This is a genomic window from Mycobacterium sp. (assembly GCF_049647605.1).
In the GTDB taxonomy this organism is placed as follows: domain Bacteria; phylum Actinomycetota; class Actinomycetes; order Mycobacteriales; family Mycobacteriaceae; genus Mycobacterium.
Genome location: NZ_JBARXZ010000055.1, coordinates 1 through 2,069, shown reverse-complemented (window position 1 = coordinate 2,069; position 2,069 = coordinate 1). Strand labels below are relative to the sequence as shown.

General features: G+C 68.8%; 4 protein-coding genes. 3 read left to right on the top strand and 1 reads right to left on the bottom strand.

The window, feature by feature from the left end:
* Positions 1-413 (top strand): C40 family peptidase (locus WBB07_RS07540; protein WP_526306281.1); only part of this gene is annotated, 413 nt, incomplete at its 5' end.
* 74 nt (positions 414-487) lie between these two features.
* Positions 488-841, top strand: coding sequence for a DUF4226 domain-containing protein (locus WBB07_RS07535; RefSeq protein WP_526306279.1), 354 nt, complete (start codon positions 488-490; stop codon positions 839-841).
* Here the strand turns inward: WBB07_RS07535 and WBB07_RS07530 are convergent.
* A complete protein-coding gene (locus WBB07_RS07530) occupies positions 838-1,113 on the bottom strand; it encodes a hypothetical protein (RefSeq protein WP_526306277.1) in 276 nt (91 codons plus the stop codon). The two genes, WBB07_RS07535 and WBB07_RS07530, sit on opposite strands and share 4 nt — an antisense overlap.
* A 181-nt stretch (positions 1,114-1,294) precedes the next feature.
* Between WBB07_RS07530 and WBB07_RS07525 the strand changes: the two genes are divergently transcribed.
* Positions 1,295-2,069, top strand: a 775-nt coding sequence (locus tag WBB07_RS07525; RefSeq protein ID WP_526306275.1) for a DUF4226 domain-containing protein, incomplete at its 3' end; no start/stop codon positions are given.

Genomic DNA, 2,069 nt, shown 5'->3' with positions numbered 1-2,069 from the left:
CGCTCATGCTGTTGCTGCGGTACCGGGGGCGGCGGCGGATACCGGGGCCGGGAAGCCTTCGGTTGCCGCCGCCGGGCACCCGGGCAGGAGTAGCCGTGCGCGCGGCGTTGTCCAGACTGGGCATGCCGTATGTCTGGGGTGCGACGGGACCCGACAAATTCGACTGCTCGGGGCTGATGCAGTGGGCGTATCGGCAGGCGGGAGTAGGCCTCGACCGCACCACCTATGACCAGATCCACCACGGGGTCGCGGTACCTCGCAGCCACGTCCAACCCGGGGATCTGGTGTTCCCCAACGCCGGCCACGTCCAGATGGCAATCGGCAACGGGCTGGTGGTGGAAGCGCCGTACTCGGGGGCGAACGTCAGAATCAGCCAGCTCGGTTCCGACGGGGTGATCCGCCGCCCGACGTGACGGGCCGGGTCATCGGCGCTGAGTTGTCGACGGGTGAATTGTCAGCGCCAGGCCGCCGGAGTACTTTCACGGCCATGTCGGAGGAAGCGGGTCCGGCTGCGTCCGCAATCGCGGCAACGCAGCAGTCGCTGGCAGCGCGCCACAGCGACCTCGTCGCCGCGGATGAGGTCTTGCTCAACGCCGTCACCGAAGCCCACAGCATCACCGTCGAGTCGCTGCACCGCCTGGACGTCGTTGGCGCCGAAATAGAGTCGGCGGTCGCCCGGCAGCACCTGTTGGCCCTCGACAGTCCGGCAGGAGCGTTGGATTTCCAGCGCTTCCTACTCGGTCGGCACCACGAGATCATCCGAGTTGTCACCGAGGCGATGTCGCGGGCCGACGCCGCGGCGGGCCGAGTCCGCGACCTGACGCCGCGCTACGGTGGCTAGTCGGCGACTGCCGGATTGAACTGTGGAGCAGGCTGTTCCGCGACGGGCGACGCCTCTGCGTCGGCGCTGAAGCAGAAGATGCTGACCGCAAAGCTTCCGACGGCCACCAGCGCGGCGGCAATCGCGAACCCGATCTCACCGTCACCCAGGCCGGCCGCCAGTGCGATCGCAGTGGCGATCACCGCGGTCAACGTCAGAAAAAGTGCGGTGGCACTGCGCGCTTCGGCGAAGCTGCCCCCGGCCGCTGCTGGTGGCCCCGTGCGATCCGACATGGCTAGATCCCTCACCCCTCGTGTCCGTCACCACTCGTGCGGCCGGTCGCCGCGAAACTGCCTGGTTTATACCCCGATCCGGTATTGCCAAACAGCCTCGCCGAAGTGAATTGCCGGGGTATCAGCTCCTGGGTAGTGTCCGCGCCATGGCGGGCTGCAGAAACCGATTCCGGGCGGCTGCGTGACGGCCCAGAGCGAACTCCACGACGCGGTGCGCCGGATCGGCCAGGCCACCGACAACCCCATCGCGTGGACGACGGGGCTGTCGCCGCAGGATATTGCGGTGGTCGGGCTGGTGGTCGTCCCGGATGCCGACGCCGCCGCCGTGCTGGCAAAGATCAAGGCAAACCACCCGGCCCTGTTCGAGTCGGGTGTCGGTGCACCGGTCGTGGCACCGGCGACGCCACCGCCGCAGCCCGGCCGGGAGCAGGCCGGCGCGGGCGTCACCGCCATTCACAAGGCCGAAAGCGATCTGGCACATCAAAACTCGCGGACGGCACAGGTGGATCTGCTGGTGGTGACCGCAATTCTCAACGCGCACACCACCGCCGACCGCGGTGGTGCCGAACTGGACCGGTTGCAGGCCCAGATCGAGGGCGCCGTGCGGACCCGGACGGATCTGGACACCCCGGCCGGCGCCCGAGATTTCCAGCGCTACCTGATCGGCAAGCTGCGCGAGATCGGGGCAGTGGTGGAGACGGCCAGCCTGGATGACCGGTCCAAGGCCACCTTGGCGGCGGCGTGGACAGCTCTCTATGAGGCATCCAGAACGTCGGCAGGTAGTGGCGATACCCCGAATTCATCAGCAGCCGCGACCGATTCGTCCGTCGTGCACTCGCCCGCGGCAGCGGCGGCACCGCTGCCGCCCTACGGCGGGGATCTCGGAGCTGATCCACTGCTGGAGCAGCTGCTGGCGCAGGACCCGTTCGGCGGCGGTGCCGCCGGCGGGCCGGCCC